Below are 19,325 nucleotides of genomic sequence, written 5' to 3'. Positions count from 1 at the left end.
GTCGATCGGGGGAAAAACCGCAGGTCGGCACGGGGTGCCGCAATGTAGGGCACCGCGTGCCAGCTCCGGAGCCCCCCTCCGTTACGCCCCGGAGCGCCTCCGGCACACCCCGGAACCAACGCCCCCCGAAACGCTCCCGCCCGACAGGGCGGAGCGGCCCCGCACGACGCTCGGCGGGGCCGCTCGACCGGGATTTCCCGAGGCCGGCTAGACGCGCGGCGCGCAGCTCAGCACGTGCGCCTTCAACAGCGCCCCGATCCGCGGGTCGCGCCGTCGGAACGCGTCCACCAGCTCCTGGTGGTCCTGGGCGTGCGAGCGCGGCTCCGGGCTGAACCAGCGGATCGACAGCGTCGTCCAGACCTCCACGCCCAGCGACTCCCAGGTGTGCAGCAGCACGGCGTTCCCGGCCGCCCGGACGATCTCCCGGTGGAAGGCCACCGTGTGCCGCACCTGGGCCTCGCCGTCGCCCGCCGCGTCCGCCTCCCGCAGGGCCGCCACCTCGCGCTCCAGTGCCGCGGTGTCCTCCGCCAGCCGCCCCGCCGCCAGCTCCGCGGCCACCTGCTCCAGGCCGGCCCGGACCGGGTAGCTCTCCTTGAGGTCGTCCGCGGTGAGGTTGCGGACCCGCACGCCCTTGTTCGGCGCCGACTCGATCAGCTGGAGCGACTCCAGCTCCCGCAGCGCCTCCCGCACCGGCGTCTGGCTGACCTCCAGCTCCACCGCGATCCGCCGCTCCACGATCCGCTCACCCGGCTGCCAACGGCCGCTGACGATCCCCTCCAGGATGTGCTCGCGGATCTGTTCGCGCAGCGAGTGGACGACGGGCGGGGTCATGAGGTGCTCCTTCAGAGCGGGTGGGGCCGCGGGTGGTGCGGGGGCCATTATCGCCGGACGCGGGCACGCAAAAGGGTCGGCCCCGGTTCGTCGGAACGAACCGGGGCCGACCCCTTGCACAACTACCGTTTCCCTGACGGGAGTCGGAATCAGAGACCGATCTCGGTCTCGAACTCCGCGGCCTCCAGGATCTGCTTGACCGTGGTCAGGTAGCGGGCGGCGTCCGCGCCGTCCACCAGACGGTGGTCGTAGGAGAGCGCCAGGTAGGTCATGTCGCGCACCGCGATGGTCTCGCCGAGGTCCGGGTGGTTGATGACCACCGGACGCTTGACGGTGGCACCGATGCCCAGGATGCCGACCTGGTTCGGCGGCACGATGACCGTGTCGAACAGGGCGCCGCGCGAACCGGTGTTGCTGATGGTGAAGGTCGCGCCGGACAGCTCGTCCGGGGTGATCTTGTTGCCCCGGACCTTGCCCGCCAGCTCCGCCGTCTTGCGGGCGATGCCGGCGATGTTCAGGTCACCGGCACCCTTGATGACCGGGGTCATCAGGCCCTTCTCGGCGTCCACCGCGATACCGACGTTCTCGGTGTCGAAGTAGGTGATGGTGCCGTCGTCCTCGTTGATCCGGGCGTTGACGACCGGGTGGGCCTTCAGCGCCTGGACGGCGGCCTTGACGAAGAACGGCATCGGGGAGAGCTTGACGCCCTCGCGCTGCGCGAACGCGTCCTTGGCCTTGTTGCGCATCCGCATGATCGCGGTGATGTCCACCTCGACCACGGAGGTCAGCTGCGCCTGGCCGTGCAGGGCCTTCATCATGTTGTCGCCGATGACCTTGCGCATCCGCGGCATCTTGACGGTCTGACCGCGCAGCGGCGACGCCTCGATGACCGGAGCGCCGGCCTTGGCCGGGGCGGCGGCCGGCGCGGCCGGAGCCGGGACGGCGGCCTTGAGGGCCTCGGCGGCGGCGATGACGTCCTGCTTGCGGATCCGGCCACCGACACCGGTGCCCTTGACCGTGGCGAGGTTGACGCCGTTCTCGGCCGCGAGCTTGCGGACCAGCGGGGTGACGTAGGCGCCGTCCGCCTCACCGGCCGCCGGGGCGGGGGTGACGGGGGCGGCGACCGGGGCCGGAGCCGGCGCGGGGGCCGGAGCCGGGGCAGCGGCCGGAGCCGGAGCCGGGGCGGGCGCCGGGGTGGGCCCGGGCGCCGGGGCGGGGGCCGCGGCCGGAGCCGGGGCGGCCGGGGCCGGGGCGGCGGCCGGAGCCGCACCCTTGGCACCGATCACCGCGAGCTTGGCGCCGACCTCGGCGGTCTCGTCCTCGGCCACGAGGATCTCCAGCAGGGTGCCGGAGGTCGGGGCGGGGATCTCGGTGTCAACCTTGTCGGTGGAGACCTCGAGCAGGGGCTCGTCCTCGGAGACCTCCTCGCCGACCTCCTTCAGCCAACGGGTGACGGTGCCCTCGGTGACGCTCTCGCCGAGCGCCGGGAGGAGCACGTCGGTGCCCTCGGCGCCACCCGCGGGGGCGGCGGCGGGGGCCTCGGCCGCGGGGGCCGGAGCCGGCTCGGGCTGCGCGGCCGGGGCCGGAGCCTCGGTCGCGGCCGGCGCCGGCGCGGCGGCCGGCGCACCGGTGCCGTCGTCGATGATGGCCAGCTCGGCGCCGACCTCAACGGTCTCGTCCTCGGCCACCTTGATGGAGGCCAGCACGCCGGAGGCCGGCGCGGGGATCTCGGTGTCAACCTTGTCGGTGGAGACCTCGAGCAGCGGCTCATCGGCCTCGATGCGCTCGCCCTCGGCCTTCAGCCAGCGGGTGACGGTGCCCTCGGTGACGCTCTCGCCGAGCGCCGGCAGGGTTACGGAAACCGCCATGGTTTCAGTTGCTCCTATCGCAAGTACGGATGTGGTCGCGCCCGGGACTGGGGTCAGTCGTGGGAGTGGAGGGGCTTGCCGGCGAGGGCCAGGTGGGCCTCGCCGAGCGCCTCGTTCTGCGTCGGGTGCGCGTGGACGAGCTGCGCAACCTCGGCCGGCAGGGCTTCCCAGTTGTAGACCAGCTGGGCCTCGCCGACCTGCTCGCCCATACGGTCACCGACCATGTGGACGCCGACCACGGCACCGTCCTTGACCTGGACGAGCTTGATCTCGCCCGAGGTCTTCAGGATCTTGCTCTTGCCGTTGCCCGCAAGGTTGTACTTCAGAGCCACGACCTTGTCGGCGCCGTACAGCTCCTTGGCCTTGGCCTCGGTGATGCCCACCGAAGCGACCTCGGGGTGGCAGTACGTGACGCGCGGGACGCCGTCGTAGTCGATCGGGACGACCTTCTGGCCGGCCAGCCGCTCCGCCACCAGCATGCCCTCGGCGAAGCCGACGTGCGCGAGCTGGAGGGTCGGGACGAGGTCGCCGACGGCCGAGATGGTCGGGACGTTGGTCTGCATGTACTCGTCGACCAGGACGTAGCCGCGGTCCATCGCGACGCCCTGCTCTTCGTAGCCGAGACCGGCCGAGACCGGGCCGCGGCCGATGGCGACGAGCAGCACCTCCGCCTCGAAGGTCTTGCCGTCGGCGAGGGTGACCTTGACGCCGTCGGCGGTGTACTCGGCCTTGTCGAAGAAGGTGCCGAGGTTGAACTTGATGCCCCGCTTGCGGAAGGCCCGCTCCAGCAGCTTGGAGCTGTTCTCGTCCTCGACCGGGACGAGGTGCTTGAGGCCCTCGATGACGGTGACGTCGGTGCCGAACGACTTCCACGCCGAGGCGAACTCGACGCCGATCACGCCGCCGCCCAGGATGATCGCCGACGTCGGGACGCGGTCGAGCGTGAGCGCGTGGTCGGAGGAGATGATGCGGTTGCCGTCGATCTCCAGGCCCGGCAGCGACTTCGGAACGGAGCCGGTCGCGAGCAGGACGTGACGGCCCTGGACCTGCTGGCCGTTGACCGCGACGGAGGTCGGCGAGGACAGCCGGCCCTCACCCTCGATGTAGGTCACCTTGCGGGAGGCGATCAGGCCCTGGAGGCCCTTGTACAGGCCCGAGATGACCTCGTCCTTGTACTTGTGGACCGCTTCGATGTCAATGCCCTCGAAGGTGGCCTTGACACCGAACTGCTCGCTTTCGCGAGCCTGGTCCGCAATTTCGCCGGCGTGCAGCAGGGCCTTCGTGGGGATGCAGCCGTTGTGCAGGCAGGTGCCGCCGACCTTGCCCTTCTCGATCAGGGCGACGTCGAGACCCAGCTGCGCCCCCCGCAGGGCGGCGGCGTAACCGCCGCTACCGCCACCGAGGATCACTAGGTCGAAAACGGTGCTGGCGTCGTTCGCCACGTCACGTCCTCCATGCATGGGTGCGCCGGAGCCGGTCTGCGATGACCGGACCGCGGCTGTTGTTCGGCCGCTTTAACTCGGCCCTGGGTAAGGGGGGCCCTGTCCTGCCGAGAACCCATCTTCGCACTTGTTCAACGAAGGCGGGACGCGGGGCCGGTCTCTGGACGGCCGATCAGCCGCTCCATCGGGGGTTACTGCTGCGTACTCACGTACGGATTTCGTTGAGGGCGAACACGACGTGGTAAGCGTACCGACGGCCCCGGGGGGCACCCCGGGGCCGTCGCGAGTCCGGCGGACGCGCTGCCGGATCAGCCCAGGTCGCCCTCGGCGGTGCGCTCGGCCAGCCGCAGCAGGGTGCGGACCGCGGAGCCGGTGCCGCCCTTGGGGGTGTAGCCCCAGGGCGCGCCCTCGTGGAAGGCCGGGCCGGCGATGTCCAGGTGCGCCCAGGGGATGCCCTCGCCGACGAACTCCTTGAGGAAGAGGCCGGCGACCAGGCCGCCGCCCATCCGCTCGCCCATGTTGGCGAGGTCGGCGACCGGGGAGTCCATGCCCTTGCGGAGGTGGCCGGGCATCGGCATCGGCCAGGCCTCCTCGCCGACCTCCTCGGCGATCTCGTGGATCGAGGTGCGGAAGGCGTCGTCGTTGGCCATGATCCCGAAGTGGCGGTGGCCCAGCGCCAGCACCATCGCGCCGGTCAGCGTCGCCACGTCCACGATGGCGTCCGGCGTCTCCTCCGAGGCCCGGGTCAGCGCGTCGGCCAGCACGAGCCGGCCCTCGGCGTCGGTGTTCAGCACCTCGACGGTCTTGCCGCTGTACATGGTCAGGACGTCGCCGGGGCGGGTGGCGGAGCCGGACGGCATGTTCTCGGCGAGCGCCAGCCAGCCGGTGACGTTCACCGGGAGGTCCAGGCGGGCGGCGGCCACCACCGCGGCGAACACCGCGGCGGCACCGCTCATGTCGCACTTCATGGTCTCGTTGTGGCCGGCCGGCTTGAGCGAGATGCCGCCCGAGTCGTAGGTGATGCCCTTGCCGACCAGCGCCAGCGTGCGCTCCGCGGTCGCGTGCGTGTGCGCGATCCGCACCAGCCGCGGCGGCGCCTCCGAGCCCTGGCCGACGCCCATCAGGCCGCCGTAGCCGCCCTTCTTGAGCGCCTTCTCGTCCAGCACCTCGACGGTGAGGCCGAACTCCTTGGCCGCCGCCTGTGCGTGCGCCGCGAACTGCTTGGGGTCCAGGGCGTTGGAGGGCGTGTTGATCAGGTCGCGGGCGCGGTTGATCTCCGCGGCCAGCACCTGGGCGCGCTCCGCGGCCGCCTTGAACTCCTTGTCCCGCGGCTTGCCGCCGAGGACCACGACCTCGCCCAGCGGCGCCGACTTGGCGTCGTCCTTCCGGGCCTTGGCGCCCTTGCCGTTCGCGCCGTTGCTGCGGAACGCGGTGAAGGCGTACGCGCCGAGCAGGGCGCCCTCGCTCACCGCGGCGGCCGCTCCGGCGTGCTCGACCGGCAGCGCGAAGGCCGCCTTCTTGGCGCCGGCCAGGGTGCGGGCGGCGCTGCCCGCAGCGCGGCGCAGCGCTTCGTGGTCGTAGGAGTCGTCCTTGGCCGGGGCGCCGCCCAGGCCGACCGCCAGCACGACCGGCGCCTTGATGCCGTCGGCGGCGGGCAGCTTGGTCACCTCGCCCTCGGCACCACTCGCGCCGAGGGTCTCCAGCACGGCGGCGAGCTTGCCGCCGAACGCGTCGTCCACGGCCTCGGCGCCGGGGGCCACCACGACGCCCTTGGCGCCCTTGGCCACGCCGACGACGACGGCATCCGCACGCACCGTTGCGGCGGAAGAAGTACTGAGGCTCAGTGCAGTCACGGTGATGAAGGTCCTGTTCCGTCCGGGGAATCCGTTGCGCGCGTACGCGCTGCTGCGGCCGAGCCTACGCTTGGGAGCGCCGCCTGGCCCGGCCGGTTGCGACGCCGGGATCTGACGCGGCGACGGTCGACGGCGGGCGGATGCGCCAACTATCCCGTCAAATGGCGCAGTTGTCGGTTCCGTCGGATGTTCAGCCGAGCGCGAGCAGTACCAGCGCGGTGAGCCCGGCGCCCTCCGCGAGCGCTCCGAAGACGTCCCCGGTCACCCCGCCGAACCGCCGCCGGCAGTGCCGCAGCAGCAACTCTCCGCCGGCCAGGCCCAACAGCGCGGCCAACCCGGCGTGCAGCGCCCCGTACGGGCCGCCCACCCCGGCACCGGCCGCCGCGCAACCGACCGCCACCAACGCCGTGCACCCCGCCGCGGCCGGCACCGGAACGCTCCCGGCGACCGCCGCGCCCAGCCCCTCCGGACGGGCCGCCGGCACCCCCGCCCGGGAGGCCAGGGTCAGCGCGGCGCGCGCCGTGACCGCCAGCACCACCGCGCCGACCGCGCCGGCCGCCCAGCCCGCGGTGTACAGCCTGCTGAGCGCGGCCACTTGGGCGAGCAGCGCGAACAGCAGCGTGACGACGCCGAACGGTCCGATGTCGGAGCGCTTCATGATGCGCAGCGCCTCCTCGGCGGGCTTGCCGCTGCCCAGGCCGTCGGCGGTGTCCGCGAGCCCGTCCAGGTGCAGTCCGCGGGTGAGCACCGCGGGCACCACGGCGCTGCCGACCGCGGCCAGCAGCGGCCCGCCGCCGAGCAGCAGGAGCAGCCCGCCGAGCGCCGCCGCGCACAGGCCGACGACCAGCCCGGCTACCGGTGCGCACAGCATCCCGCCGCGGGCCGCGGCCCGGTCCCAGCGGGTCACCCGCACCGGCAGCACGGTCAGCGTGCCGAACGCGAAGCGGAGCGCATCGGCGGGGGAGGCAGGGGAGGTGGGGGCAGCGGGGGCGGTGTCGTTCACCGCGGCAGGGTACCCGGGGCCCGGTCGGGTCCGGCCGGGGCGGCGCCCCGCCCCGCCGCTCAGGGGCCGGCCCGCCCGCGGGCGTAGTGGACGTCCCACGGCTTCCGCGGCCGCCACCAGTCCCACACCACGCACAGCGCCAGCACCACCAGCACCGCCGCGACGTGCTCCTTGCCGGCGAGGTTGTTCTTGATGAACACCACCTCGACGACCATCGCGACGACCACCGCTGCGCAGGTGAAGCGGGCCCGGTAGCGCCAGCAGACGACCACCGCCAGGCCGACCACCGCCGCCGACGGGCCGGTGTCGACCACGAACTTGTCGACGTCCGTCAGCCCGATCGGGCTGTCCGGGCCGAGCCACAGGCCGAACCGGGCGTACGTCGTCCCGGCGAGCGTGGCCGCGTAGGCGACCAGCAGCGTCTGCCACCGGCCGAGGCAGATCTCGGCGATCCCGAAGACGACCAGGACCTGCGCCAGCGCGCCCCACACCGGCAGGTCCAGCGCCGGGACGAACAGCGACAGCGGGGTCCGCAGCAGCGCCAACCACAGGTGCTCGTACGCCTGTATCGAGCCGATGTTCTGGACGGTTCGGTAGCCCCAGGACTGTTGCTGGACGAAGTGGAAGGCCAGCGTCAGGCCCACCGCGGTCAGGGTCAGCGGGATCGCCCGGAGCCGGCGGGCCACCAGGGCCGGCCACACGGTCCGCAGGAGCGGGCCCCATTCGGCGCGTGCGGCCCGCCGCAGGGCGGTGCCGCGCCGGCGGCCCGCCCCGGACGCGCTCATCGCGTGCGCTCCGCGTGCCCGCGGCGCCACGCCGCGCCCGCCGGTCGCGGGGGGCGCCCTTCCTCCGGATTCACAGCGATGTCTCCCGATAAAAACGTGCAAAAAGCGATCTTACGGGGAGCCGATGCCGGGCCGACGCGGTGCGGTGGCCGATGGGCGCTGCGCGGGCGCGTCCGGTGGATTCAGTCGCGTACCGGAAGCTCCGCCGCCAGGGCGGCGGCGGCCCGTACCAGCGGCAGGGCCAGGAGCGCCCCGGCCCCCTCACCCGTTGTGACGCCGTGATCGAGCAGAGGGTTGAGCGCGATCCGGTCCAGCGCCTTGGCCTGTGCCGGCTCGCCGCTGGCCTGGCCGGCCACCCACCAGTCCGGCGCCCGGAACGCCACCCGCTGCGCCACCAGCGCAACTGCCGCCGACACCACGCCGTCCAGGATCACCGGGGTGCGGCGCACCGCGCTCTGGAGCAGGAAGCCGGTGGCCGCGGTCAGGTCGGCGCCGCCGACGGTGGCCAGCAGTTCCAACTGGTCGCCCAGGACCGGCCGGGCCCGGCGCAGCGCGTCCCGGATCGCCGCGCACTTGCGCATCCACGCCAGGTCGTCGATCGGCCGGCCGCCCCGCCCGGTGACGACCGAGGCGTCCGTTCCGCACAGCGCCGCGATCAGGGTGCCCGCCGCGGTGGTGCCGCCCACGCTCAGATCGCCCAGCACGACCAGGTCGGTGCCGGCGTCCGCCTCCTCGTCGGCGATCGCCATGCCGGCCCGGAACGCCGCCTCGGCCTCCTCGGCGGTCAGTGCGTCCTCGACGTCGATCCGTCCCGAGCCCCGGCGGACGCGGTGCCGGGTGACCTCCTGGGGCAGCTCCGCCGGGTCGCAGTCGAGGGCCATGTCGACCACCCGCACCGGCACCGCGGCGTCGCGGGCCAGTACCGCCACCGGGCTCACGCCGTCCAGTACGGCCCGCACCAGGTCCTTGGTCCCGCCGGCCGGCCGGGCCGAGACGCCCAGCTCGGCCACGCCGTGGTCGCCGGCGAACAGCACCACCTGCGGTCGCTTCACGGGCTGCACCGGCACCCGCTGCTGCACGGCGGCCAGCCACCCGCCCAGCTCGTCCAGCCGCCCCAGGGCACCGGGCGGCACGGGGGTGCGGGCCCGTCGGTCCTCGGCGGCCCGACGCAGGTCGGCGTCGGGGCGCTCGATCAGTTGGGCGAAGTCATCGAGGTTCAGGGCGCTCATTCGGCGCAGATTACCCGCAACCGCGTGGTGACGCGGCGCACCTGGGGCAGCGGCCGGTGCCGGTGCCGTCGACGGGCCGTCAGACGGTCGCCCGGACCGCGAAGCGCACCTCGCAGACCACCGTCCGCGACGGCCACCGCCATCCTGGGCGGGGTCGGCCGGACGACGGACCGCCCGCCGGTACGGGCCGGGTGCGCACCGCCGCGACGGCCGGGTGGCGGCGGGCCGCGAGCACCGCCGCCGCCCGCCACCGGGGCAGCGCGTCCAGGACGAGCGCCCCACCGGGGAAGCGCGCCGCGCACACCGCCAGCAACTCCCGCACCGCAACGGCGGACAGGCCCGCGGGCGGGTCCGGCACCGCCACCACCACCCCGTGCTCCGGCGCGGCCACCAGGGTCGGCCAGTCGGCGCCGGCTCCCGGGCGGTCGAGGGTGCGGCGCCGGGGGCCGTCCGGCAGCAGCAGCCGGCGGGCCGCCGCGTCGCCGGGCGGCAGCACCGACAGCCAGGTCAGCCGCCCGTTGTCCAGCCGGCCGAAGCCGGTTCCCAGGCCCTCGCCGAGCACCACCACGGTGGCGTCCGGCCGGTGTGCCAGGTAGCCGCGGACGGCCGCCTCGGCCGGGGCGCTCAACTCACCCGGCCCGCCCGCCCCGGAACGTCCGGTGTGGGGTCGCCCCAGGGTGCGGGACAGCCACCGCAGGGGCCGGCGGAACGGGGGCGTGAGCACGAGGAAGTGGCGAAAAGGTAGGTGATGTCCGCGATGACGGGAAAGTTCGGTCACGTCTCCAGCGGACCCGCCACCGCGCCCCCGGGCAAGCGGACACGGGCCGCACCGGGCCGTTGTCAGCCGCGCAGCGCAAGCGCCTGACCCGCGACCACCAGCAACAACTGCTCGCACTCGGCGCCGAACGCGGCGTTCAGCCGGCCGAGTTCGTCCCGGAAGCGACGGCCCGCCGGGGTCGCCGGCACCACCCCCGAACCGACCTCGTTGCTCACCGCCACCAGCCGCCGCCGGGTCTCCCGTACGGCCGCCACCAGCGCGTCGCACCGCTCCCGCAGCGCCCGCCGGCCGCCCGCCTCCCAGGCCGCGTCGTCCCACGCCCCGACCTCGTCCATGGCGTGCGTCAGCCACAGCGCCAGGCAGTCGACGAGCAGTGGCGGCGCGGTCGCCGGCTCCGCCAGCAGCGGCACCAGGTCGCAGGTCTCGGCGGTCCGCCACCCCGCCGGCCGCCGCTCGCGGTGCAGCGCCACCCGCTGCGCCCAGTCCTCGTCGCCGTCCCGCGTGCCCCCGGTGGCCACGTACAGCACCTCGGGGAACGCCAGCAGCCGCCGTTCGGCCTCCACCGACTTCCCGCTGCGCGCCCCGCCCAGCACCAGCGTCCGGCGCGGCAGATCGGGCACCGCGTGGTACTCGCCGACCACCAGGGAAGTGCCGTCCGGCACCGCCCTGGCGCCCAGCGACGCCAGCCGGCGGTGCAGCTCGGGCCCGGACGGCACCCAGTGGTCCAGGTGCACCGCGACCACGTCGGTGGCCGCGTCCACCGCGCCGCCGGCGCGCAGCCGGGCCAGCGCGTCCGGCCGCGCCAGCACGTCCAACAGCACCAGGTCGTACGGTGCCGGACCGCCCGGTGCCGCGCCCCCGTTGCCCGCGCCGCCCGGCTCGCCCAGTCCGGCCGGTGCCGCGCCCGGCGGCAGGTACAGCAGCCGCTCGCCGTCGCCGCCGGTGACCTCGTAGCCGGTGCCGGGAACGTCGACGGCGACCGCCCGCACCCGGTGCCCGTCCAGCAGCGCGAGCTCGCGCCCGTCGGCGACCCGGCCCGGCTGCGGCAGCCCCGCGGGCACCTCCAGCGCCGGCCCGTCGTGCGGGTGCGAGAGCAGGACCTGGCGGATCCCGGCCAGGGACCGGCCCGCCCGGGCGGCGGCGAACGCCGGGCCGGGGGTCAGGTCGATGAGCAGCACCCCGTCGAGGAGCAGGGCGGTCGCCGCGCGCGCCGCGTCGCCGACGGCGGTCGCGCAGGCCGCGCACGGGCAGTCGGGGCGCGGCAGCCCCTGCGGGGCTCCGGTGCCGAGGAGAGTCAGGTCCACCCGGGTAAGTCTCTCGCGTCCCACCGGCACCAGCGCGCGGGGCGCCCCCACGCACGGCCGTTGGGCTTGCCCCACGCGCCTGGGGCGCTTTTGGCGGAGCTCCGCGGCGTCGCGCCGTTCCGTGCGCTGCGACGATCCGTCGGAAGCGCCCCAACGCCCCTCGACAGGGCCGTTAGGCTTCCGATCAAGCGGGAAGGCGCGATCTCGGGCACGGCGCACGGCAGGGATTCCCGGCGTGCGCGAGGGGATCGGCGGACCCGGCGGACCCGGAGGGACTCCAGGAGGCGCACATGGCGTGGACGTGGCGGTTCGAGAAGACGGACGGTTCGGAGGCGGTGCCCACCGTGGAACCGGAGGAGTTCACGACCCAGGGGGACGCCGAGTCCTGGATCGGCGAGCAGTGGCGCGACCTGCGCGACGGCGGCGTCGACCAGGTCCGGCTGTTCGAGGACGACACGGAGATCTACCCGCAGGCGATGAGCCTGCACGCCGACGCGGAATGAGCGGGCGGGGGCCGGCGCACCGCCGGCCCCCGTGGGAAGTCGTCCGAACTCAGTGCGGCGTCAGGGCCGCTGGCCCCGCTTGACCTGCGGCTTGGGCAGGCGCAGGCGCCGCATCTGGAGCGTGCGCATCACCGCGTAGGCGCGGGCGCCCTTGAGGTTCTCCTTCGGGAAGCGCTCCTGCAGCCGCTTGCCCAGGCGGATCCAGATCAGCACCGAGTCCAGGACGATCAGCACGATGATGATCATCCAGAGCAGCAGTGCGAGGTTCTGGATCTGCGGCACCCGGATCATGGTCAGCACCAGGATCACCACGGCGATCGGCAGGAAGAACTCCGCCGCGCACCACCGGGAGTCGACGTAGTCCCGGGCGAAACGACGCACCGGTCCCTTGTCGCGCACCGGTAGGTAGCGCTCGTCGCCGTTGGCCAGCGCCTCGCGCTGGCGGGCCATGTCGACGCGGCGGGCCTCCCGCTGCGCCTTCGCGGCGTCCTTGCGGTTGGTCGGCGTCTGCGCACGCGTGCGGCGCTGCGACTGGGAGTCGCTGCGCTTGGGCGTGGGGCGGCCCTTGGGGGCCTGCGGGTCGCGGGGCTGCTGGGGCTGGGACGCGGTCACCTTGGCGGCCGCGGCCTGCTCATCCTTCGAACGGCTTCGGAACACAACAACCAAGAGTACGTGCTCGCCGGGAATGGGCCACGGGGCGACGGGGAACGATCCGGCAACGGCATGGACCCTCCCGCGGGGGCATAACGGGACGGACCGGTCGGTGCGGTGGTGACTCGGGGCCGTTCTACTCCCTGGGCTGGAGAAGTCGGACGGCCCGATCGTCCTGGAGGAGGAGCGCATCCGGGCCCGAACAGTGCGGTAATGGAACCAGGGCCCGTACTGTGGGGTCTGTAGATGTGCTGGAGCCGAAGCCCGATGCAAGTCGGTCAGAAGGGGGCGCGCGAGGCCCATGAGCGATGGTGTCATGAAGCGGATGGGGATGATCTTCCGCGCGAAGGCCAACAAGGCCCTTGACCGGGCTGAAGACCCGCGCGAAACCCTCGACTACTCGTACCAGAAGCAGCTCGAACTGCTGCAGAAGGTACGCCGGGGAGTCGCCGACGTGGCGACCTCCCGCAAGCGCCTGGAGCTGCAGCTCAACCAGCTCCAGGGCCAGTCCGCCAAGCTGGAGGACCAGGGCCGCAAGGCGCTGGCGCTCGGCCGCGAGGACCTGGCCCGCGAGGCGCTGTCCCGGCGCAGTGCGCTGCAGCAGCAGGTCACCGACCTGGAGACGCAGCACCAGACGCTCCAGGGCGAGGAGGAGAAGCTGACGCTCGCCGCGCAGCGGCTCCAGGCCAAGGTCGACGCCTTCCGCACGAAGAAGGAGACGATCAAGGCCACGTACACGGCCGCCCAGGCGCAGACCCGGATCGGCGAGGCGTTCTCCGGCATCTCCGAGGAGATGGGCGATGTCGGCCTGGCGATCCAGCGTGCCGAGGACCGCACCGCGCAGCTCCAGGCCCGGGCCGGTGCCATCGACGAGCTGATGGCCTCCGGCGCGCTGGACGATCCGTCCGGCATGGCCAAGGACGACATCGCCGCCGAGCTGGACCGGCTCTCCGGCGGCAGCGACGTCGAGCTGGAGCTCCAGCGGATGAAGGCCGAGCTGGCGGGTGGCTCGTCCGCCCAGCAGCAGGCCCTCGAGGGCGGCCAGGGCGGTGCCGCCCAGCAGGCTCCGCAGCAGCAGCACCCGCGTCTCGACAAGCAGTGACGGACGTCGCCGGACCGCCCCCGCGGCAGGTCCGGCGACGCCGCGGCGACCCCGCCCGAACGGAACAAGGGAGACCGTCGTGATCGTACGGATCATGGGGGAGGGCCAGGTGAAGCTGGACGACGCCCACTTCATCGAGCTCAACAAGCTGGACGACGAACTGCTCGCCGAAATGGAGAGCGGTGACGAAGCCGGATTCCGGCGCACCCTCGGGGCCCTGCTGGATTCCGTCCGCCGCCTCGGCACCCCGCTGCCGGACGACGCCCTGGAACCCTCCGAACTCATCCTGCCCGGCCCGGACGCCAGCCTGGCCGAGGTCCGGGAGATGCTCAGCGACGACGGCCTGATCCCGGGCTGAGCCGCAGACCGCACCGCACACCCAGCGCACTACCGACAGCGCCCCGGCCCCTTCGAGGGACCGGGGCGTTACCGTTGCCTGCTGTGACCCCCGATCCGTCCCCGGCGACCGCCGGGAGGTGCCCCCAGCCGGCCGCCCCGGGCCCCGGCGCGTCGCGCTTCGGCGACAAGGCCGACGGGGATGCGACCCGCGTCGCCCGGCTCCGCCAGTGGCACCGCCACCACCGGCTCGCGTTCGACGCCGCCGTGGCGGTGGTGGCGTTCGTGGCGATCCTGTGCGGCGCGGTGGCCGGCCCGCACGGCGCGCACGGTGCGCACCTGCCCCGCTTCGCCGCCCGCGAACTCACCGCCACCACGGTGGTGCTGGCCGCGCTCGCCTGCGGTGCGCTGGTGCTGCGCCGCCGGCTGCCCCGCACGGTGCTGGCCGCGACCGGCGCGCTGACCATCGTGGAGCTGGTCGCGCAGTCCAACGACCCGCGCGCCCCGGTCGCCGGCGCGGCGGTGATCGCCCTGTTCACCGTGGCCTCGCACACCGACCGCCCCACCACCTGGCGGATCGGCGCGCTCACCTGCGTGGTGCTGACCGCCGCCGCGATGTTCTTCGGGCACCGCACCTGGTACGCCCAGGAGAACCTGGCGATCTTCGCCTGGACCGGGATGGCGGCCGCCGCCGGCGACGCGGTCCGCAGCCGCCGGGCCTACGTGGACGCCATCCGCGAGCGGGCCGAGCGCGCCGAACGCACCCGTGAGGAGGAGGCCCGCCGCCAGGTCGCCGAGGAACGGCTGCGCATCGCCCGCGAACTGCACGACGTGGTCGCCCACCACATCGCCCTGGTCAACGTCCAGGCCGGGGTCGCGTCCCACGTCATGGACAACCGCCCCGACCAGGCAAAACAGGCCCTGGCGCACGTCCGGGAGGCATCCCGTTCGGCCCTGGAGGAGCTGCGCGCCACGGTCGGCCTGCTGCGCCAGTCCGACGACCCGAAGGCGCCCACCGAGCCGGCGCCCGGCCTCGGCGTCCTGGACCAGCTGGTCGACGGGTTCGTCCGGTCCGGGTTGCCGGTCGCCCTGGAGCTGCCGCCCGGTCCGCAGCCCGCCCTGCCCGCCTCGGTGGACCTGACCGCGTACCGCGTCGTCCAGGAGGCGCTGACCAACGTCCACAAGCACGCCGGCGACGGGGCCCGTGCCGCGGTGCGGATCGTGCGGACCGAGGGCGCGCTGACCGTCACCGTGCAGGACGACGGGCGCGGCGCCGGGGCGCACGCCTCGGGCGCCGTGGGGGAGGGGGCCGTGCCGGAGGGCGGCGGCGGGCATGGTCTGATCGGCATGCGCGAACGGGTCCAGGCGCTGCGCGGCACGGTCGTCACCGGCCCCCGCGCGGCCGGTGGCTTCCAGGTGCGGGTCACCCTGCCCCTGGGCGGCGCGCGCACCGGCGGGACGACATGAGCGTGAGGGCGACGGGGATGACCATCAAGGTGTTGCTGGCCGACGACCAGACGCTGCTGCGCAGCGCGTTTCGCATCCTGGTCGACTCCGAACCGGACATGCGGGTGGTGGGCGAGGCGTCCGACGGGGCGCAGGCGTACGAACTGGCCCGCGCGCAGCGCCCGGACGTCGTCCTGATGGACATCCGGATGCCCGGCACCGACGGCCTGGCCGCCACCCGCCTGATCAGCCAGGACCCGGACCTGACCGACGTCAAGGTGGTCATCCTCACCACCTTCGAGGTCGACGACTACGTCGTGCAGTCGCTGCGGGCCGGCGCCAGCGGCTTCCTCGGCAAGGGCGCCGAGCCGGACGAGCTGCTGCACGCGATCCGGATCGCGGCCGGCGGGGAGGCGCTGCTCTCGCCCGTCGCCACCAAGGGCCTGATCGCCAAGTTCCTCGCCCAGGGCGACGGCGCGGAGGGGGAGCGGCCCGGCGGTGCGGGCGCCGAGCGGCTGGCCACGCTGACCGGCCGGGAGCGCGAGGTGCTGGTGCTGGTGGCCGGCGGGCTGTCCAACGACGAGATCGCCGTGCAGCTGGACGTCAGCCCGCTCACCGTCAAGACGCACGTCAACCGTGCGATGGCCAAGCTCGGCGCCCGCGACCGGGCCCAACTCGTCGTCATCGCCTACGAGTCGGGACTGGTCCGCCCGCGGACGCACTGAGCGCGGTCCCGGCCCGTACGCCCAGGGGTGCAGAACGGGTGGAGTCCCCCGTACTCCGAACGCGGTACGGGCGGCGGCCGGAAACCGACCTGCGAGCGAGGAAAACCGGCCTGGCCATGGCCGAAGGTGTAGGTGGGCCGGTGTCGGCCCTCCCGCCGGGCCCGAACACGGCTCCCGCCGGCGTTCCCCGCCCTCGGTACCCGCTTTTCTGAACCGAAGAGAGAGACCCCCACCCATGTCCTGGCTGTCCCGAATCAGCCTCGTACAACGGGGCCTGATAGCGCTGATGTCGATCGTCGCGATCGCCTTCGGCGCCATCGCGATCCCGCAGCTCAAGCAGCAGCTCCTGCCGTCCATCGACCTGCCGATGGTCTCCGTGATCGCCCCGTACCAGGGCGCCTCCCCCGATGTCGTCGAAAAGCAGGTGGTCGAGCCGCTGGAGAACGGCATCCAGGCGGTCAACGGCATCAAGAGCGTCACCTCGACGTCGAGCGAGGGCTCCGGCGTCATCATGGCGCAGTTCGACTACGGCAACGACTCCAAGACCCTGGTCGCCGACGTCCAGCAGGCCGTCAACCGGGCCCGGGCGAAGCTGCCCAAGGACGTGGACCCGCAGGTGGTCTCCGGCGGCACCGACGACCTGCCCACGGTCGTGCTCGCCGTCTCCTCCACCTCCAAGGACCAGCAGACCCTCGCCGACCAGCTGAACCGCACGGTCGTCCCGGACCTGAAGAACATCGACGGCGTCGGCCAGGTCAACGTCGGCGGCGTGCAGGACCGGATCGTCGCGGTCACCCCGGACGACAAGAAGATGGCCGCCGCGGGCCTGAACTCCGCCGCGCTCGGCCAGGCGCTCCAGGCCAACGGCACGTCGGTGCCGGCCGGTGCCTTCTCCGAGGACGGCCGCAGCAGGACCGTGCAGGTCGGCGCCGGCTTCACCTCCGTCGCGCAGATCAGGGACCTGATGGTCACCCCGGCGGCCGGCCCGATGGGCGGCGGCCAGGGCGGCAAGCCGGTCCGGCTCGGCGACGTCGCCACCGTCAAGGAGGCGTCGGCCACCCCGACCTCGATCACCCGCACCGACGGCAAGCCCAGCCTCTCGGTCACCGTGACGATGAACCAGGACGGCAGCGCCGTCGCCATCTCCGACGCGGTCAAGGGCAAGCTGGACTCGATCCGCAAGGACCTGGGCGCCGGCGCGAGCGTCACCATCGCCTCCGACCAGGGCCCGCAGGTCTCCAAGTCCATCGAGTCGCTGACCACCGAGGGCCTGCTCGGCCTGGTGATGGCCGTGATCGTGATCCTGGTCTTCCTGCTGAGCCTGCGCTCGACGCTGGTCACCGCGGTCTCCATCCCGCTGTCCGTGGTCATCACCCTGATCGTGCTGTGGACCGGTGACCTCTCCCTGAACGTGCTGACCCTGGGCGGTCTGACCATCGCGATCGGCCGGGTCGTCGACGACTCGATCGTCGTCCTGGAGAACATCAAGCGGCACCTGGGCTACGGCGAGGAGCGCCGCGAGGCGATCCTCAAGGCCGTCAAGGAGGTCTCCGGCGCGATCACCTCCTCGACCCTCACCACGGTCGCGGTCTTCCTCCCGATCGGCGTGGTCGGCGGCATGGTCGGCGCCCTCTTCGGCTCCTTCTCCATCACCGTCACCGTCGCGCTGCTCTCCTCGCTGCTGGTGTCGCTGACCGTGGTGCCGGTGCTGTCCTACTGGTTCCTGCGCGCCCCGCAGCTGCCCGAGGGCGCCGACCCCGAGGAACTGCGCCGCAAGGCCGAGGAGAAGGAGTCCCGCAGCGCGCTGCAGCGGCTCTACGTCCCGGTGCTGCGCTTCGCCACCCGCCGCCGCGCGATCAGCCTGCTGATCGCCGTGGTGATCCTCCTCGGCACCTTCGGCATGGCCCCGCTTCTCAAGACCACCTTCTTCGACCAGGGCAAGCAGGACACCCTGAGCATCAAGCAGGAGCTGACGCCCGGCACCAGCCTGACCGCGGCCGACGCGCAGGCCAAGCGGGTCGAGAAGGTCCTCGCGGCCAACAAGGACGTGCAGGACTACCAGGTCACCGTCGGCTCCTCCGGGATGATGGCGGCCTTCGGCGGCGGCTCCGGCGCCAACCAGGCCAGCTACCAGGTCAAGCTCAAGAGCGCGGCCGACTCCGACAAGGTCACCGAGGACCTCCGCGCCGACCTGGCCAAGCTCGGCCCGGCCGCCGGCGACACCTCCGTCAGCGCGGGCGGCGGCGGCTTCGGCAACCAGGACCTCAGCGTGGTCGTCAAGGCCGGCGACGCCGACGTCCTGGCGCAGGCCAGCGAGCAGGTCCGCAAGGCCGTCGCGGGCCTGGACCACGTCACCGACGTCCAGAGCGACCTGTCGCAGTCGGTGCCGCGGATCTCCGTGACACCCAACGAGAAGGCCGCCGCGGCCGGTTACTCGCAGGCCGCGCTCGGCCAGGCCGTCGCGCAGGCCGTCAGCGGCACCCCCAGCGGTCAGGCCGTGCTCGACGACACCGAGCGCGACGTGGTGATCAAGTCGGCGCACCCGGCCACCACCGAGGCCCAGCTGAAGGACCTGCCGCTGCCGACCCCGTCCGGGATGGCCCGGCTCGGCGACCTCGCCACCGTCAAGACCGTGGCGGGTCCGGTCCAGATGACCCGGATCGACGGCGCCCGTTCGGCGACCGTCACCGCGAAGCCGACCGGCGACAACACCGGCGCGGTCTCCACCAAGCTCCAGAGCAAGATCGACGCGCTGAAGCTGCCGGCCGGCGCCACCGCGACCGTCGGCGGCGTCTCCCAGGACCAGTCCGACGCGTTCGGCAAGCTGGGCCTGGCCATGCTGGCGGCCATCGCGATCGTCTTCCTGCTGCTGGTGGGCACCTTCCGGTCGATCGTCCAGCCGCTGATCCTGCTGATCTCGATCCCGTTCGCGGCGACCGGCGCGATCGGCCTGCTGGTCGCCACCGGCACCCCGCTGGGCGTCCCGGCGATGATCGGCATGCTGATGCTGGTCGGCATCGTGGTCACCAACGCCATCGTGCTGATCGACCTGATCAACCAGTACCGGGCGCAGGGCTACGGCGTCGTCGAGGCGGTCATCGAGGGCGGCCGGCACCGCCTCCGCCCGATCCTGATGACCGCCCTGGCCACGATCATGGCGCTGCTGCCGATGGCACTGTCGATCACCGGCGACAGCGGCGGCTTCATCTCCCAGCCGCTGGCGGTGGTCGTGATCGGCGGTCTGATCACCTCCACGCTGCTCACCCTCCTCCTCGTCCCGACGCTCTACGCGATCATCGAACTCCGCAAGGAGCGCCGGGCGAAGAAGAAGGCGGCGAAGCGGACCGGGCAGGGCGGCGGCCCCGCGGCCCCCGCGGACGCCGACCGCACTCCGGAGCCGGCCGGCGTCTGACGGCCCGCCGCACCGCACCACCCCACGGAGCCCCCGCGACCGCATCCGACGGCCGCG

General features: G+C 73.5%; 16 protein-coding genes. 6 read left to right on the top strand and 10 right to left on the bottom strand.

Features of this window, described 5'->3' with window-relative positions; all coding sequences use genetic code 11:
- Positions 1–207: 207 nt before the first annotated feature.
- From ABD385_RS05825 to ABD385_RS05785, 9 genes are all read right to left on the bottom strand, one after another.
- Positions 208–831 carry a GntR family transcriptional regulator gene (locus ABD385_RS05825; RefSeq protein WP_221909007.1) on the bottom strand — a complete coding sequence of 208 codons (624 nt, stop codon included), beginning with the start codon at positions 829–831 and terminating at the stop codon, positions 208–210.
- Positions 832–980: 149 nt separating this feature from the next.
- On the bottom strand, positions 981–2,699 hold the full coding sequence (gene sucB, locus ABD385_RS05820) for a 2-oxoglutarate dehydrogenase, E2 component, dihydrolipoamide succinyltransferase (RefSeq protein ID WP_344573866.1): 1,719 nt from the start codon (positions 2,697–2,699) through the stop codon (positions 981–983).
- Between the two features lie 53 nt (positions 2,700–2,752).
- Positions 2,753–4,141 carry a dihydrolipoyl dehydrogenase gene (gene lpdA, locus ABD385_RS05815; RefSeq protein WP_344573865.1) on the bottom strand — a complete coding sequence of 463 codons (1,389 nt, stop codon included), beginning with the start codon at positions 4,139–4,141 and terminating at the stop codon, positions 2,753–2,755.
- A 308-nt stretch (positions 4,142–4,449) separates the two neighbouring features.
- Positions 4,450–5,994, bottom strand: coding sequence for a leucyl aminopeptidase (locus ABD385_RS05810; RefSeq protein ID WP_344573864.1), 1,545 nt, complete (start codon positions 5,992–5,994; stop codon positions 4,450–4,452).
- A 190-nt stretch (positions 5,995–6,184) separates the two neighbouring features.
- Positions 6,185–6,997, bottom strand: coding sequence for an adenosylcobinamide-GDP ribazoletransferase (locus ABD385_RS05805; RefSeq protein ID WP_344573863.1), 813 nt, complete (start codon positions 6,995–6,997; stop codon positions 6,185–6,187).
- 59 nt (positions 6,998–7,056) lie between these two features.
- Entirely contained in the window at positions 7,057–7,782 is a 726-nt protein-coding gene (locus ABD385_RS05800; RefSeq protein WP_344573861.1) for a hypothetical protein, read from the bottom strand.
- 182 nt (positions 7,783–7,964) lie between these two features.
- Entirely contained in the window at positions 7,965–9,011 is a 1,047-nt protein-coding gene (gene cobT / locus ABD385_RS05795; protein WP_344573860.1) for a nicotinate-nucleotide--dimethylbenzimidazole phosphoribosyltransferase, read from the bottom strand.
- A gap of 79 nt (positions 9,012–9,090) precedes the next feature.
- Complete coding sequence (locus ABD385_RS05790) at positions 9,091–9,735, bottom strand: class I SAM-dependent methyltransferase (protein ID WP_344573859.1); 645 nt, start codon at positions 9,733–9,735, stop codon at positions 9,091–9,093.
- Between the two features lie 116 nt (positions 9,736–9,851).
- A complete protein-coding gene (locus tag ABD385_RS05785) occupies positions 9,852–11,093 on the bottom strand; it encodes a bifunctional adenosylcobinamide kinase/adenosylcobinamide-phosphate guanylyltransferase (RefSeq protein WP_344573858.1) in 1,242 nt (413 codons plus the stop codon).
- Between the two features lie 290 nt (positions 11,094–11,383).
- On the opposite strand from ABD385_RS05785, the gene ABD385_RS05780 reads away from it, so the two are divergent.
- The gene (locus tag ABD385_RS05780; RefSeq protein ID WP_016579044.1) at positions 11,384–11,596 is read left to right on the top strand and encodes a hypothetical protein; all 213 of its coding nucleotides are present in this window, start codon (positions 11,384–11,386) and stop codon (positions 11,594–11,596) included.
- 60 nt (positions 11,597–11,656) lie between these two features.
- Here ABD385_RS05780 and ABD385_RS05775 read toward each other — a convergent pair whose 3' ends face one another.
- Positions 11,657–12,253 carry a DUF3043 domain-containing protein gene (locus tag ABD385_RS05775; protein WP_344573857.1) on the bottom strand — a complete coding sequence of 199 codons (597 nt, stop codon included), beginning with the start codon at positions 12,251–12,253 and terminating at the stop codon, positions 11,657–11,659.
- 310 nt (positions 12,254–12,563) lie between these two features.
- Between ABD385_RS05775 and ABD385_RS05770 the strand changes: the two genes are divergently transcribed.
- The 5 genes from ABD385_RS05770 to ABD385_RS05750 all read left to right on the top strand — a co-directional run bounded on the left by ABD385_RS05770 (position 12,564) and on the right by ABD385_RS05750 (position 19,268).
- Positions 12,564–13,349: a PspA/IM30 family protein gene (locus ABD385_RS05770; protein WP_344573957.1), complete on the top strand. Its 786-nt coding sequence runs from the start codon at positions 12,564–12,566 to the stop codon at positions 13,347–13,349.
- 79 nt (positions 13,350–13,428) lie between these two features.
- Complete coding sequence (pspAA, locus tag ABD385_RS05765) at positions 13,429–13,707, top strand: PspA-associated protein PspAA (protein ID WP_016574234.1); 279 nt, start codon at positions 13,429–13,431, stop codon at positions 13,705–13,707.
- An 83-nt stretch (positions 13,708–13,790) separates the two neighbouring features.
- Positions 13,791–15,152: a sensor histidine kinase gene (locus ABD385_RS05760; protein ID WP_344573855.1), complete on the top strand. Its 1,362-nt coding sequence runs from the start codon at positions 13,791–13,793 to the stop codon at positions 15,150–15,152.
- Between the two features lie 17 nt (positions 15,153–15,169).
- A complete protein-coding gene (locus ABD385_RS05755) occupies positions 15,170–15,856 on the top strand; it encodes a response regulator (RefSeq protein WP_344573854.1) in 687 nt (228 codons plus the stop codon).
- 235 nt (positions 15,857–16,091) lie between these two features.
- Positions 16,092–19,268 carry an efflux RND transporter permease subunit gene (locus ABD385_RS05750; protein ID WP_344573853.1) on the top strand — a complete coding sequence of 1,059 codons (3,177 nt, stop codon included), beginning with the start codon at positions 16,092–16,094 and terminating at the stop codon, positions 19,266–19,268.
- Positions 19,269–19,325 lie beyond the last annotated feature (57 nt).

Origin of the sequence: Streptomyces lunalinharesii (assembly GCF_039532155.1) — a bacterium.
GTDB classification, from domain to species: domain Bacteria; phylum Actinomycetota; class Actinomycetes; order Streptomycetales; family Streptomycetaceae; genus Streptomyces; species Streptomyces lunalinharesii.
This window is presented reverse-complemented; position numbering and strand designations above follow the sequence as displayed.